The sequence below is a fragment of the Stenotrophomonas sp. YIM B06876 genome (assembly GCF_030711595.1).
Lineage (GTDB): Bacteria > Pseudomonadota > Gammaproteobacteria > Xanthomonadales > Xanthomonadaceae > Stenotrophomonas.
In genome coordinates, this window is sequence record NZ_JAUJUJ010000664.1 from 1 (window position 1) to 319 (window position 319).

A 319-nucleotide genomic window follows, 5' to 3' on the forward strand; every position below is an offset into this window, starting at 1 on the left:
ACCGTGCCCAGCGCACTCACCACCACTTCGCGCGCTGCCATGCCGGGCACCAGCGCGACGGCGATCTGCCAGGTGAAACCGAGCGGCGCGAAGATCACTTCGAGCAGCTGGCCCAGCTGGCCAGCCAGGCTGTACTGGATCGCCGGGCCCACGCTGCCCGCGGGCGGTGCGGGATAGGTCGACAGAAACCACAGCAGCACCGTGAGCGCCAGGATGATGCTGCCCACGCGCTTCAGGAAGATGGCGGCGCGCTCGACCAGCCCGCGCACCAGGTTGCGCGGGCTCGGCCAGCGGTATGGCGGCAGCTCCATGATCAGCG

1 protein-coding gene is annotated in these 319 nt (G+C 69.9%); it reads right to left on the minus strand.

What is annotated here, in order from left to right:
• Positions 1-319 (minus strand): nucleoside recognition domain-containing protein (locus QZH66_RS18935; RefSeq protein ID WP_305807309.1); only part of this gene is annotated, 319 nt, incomplete at both ends.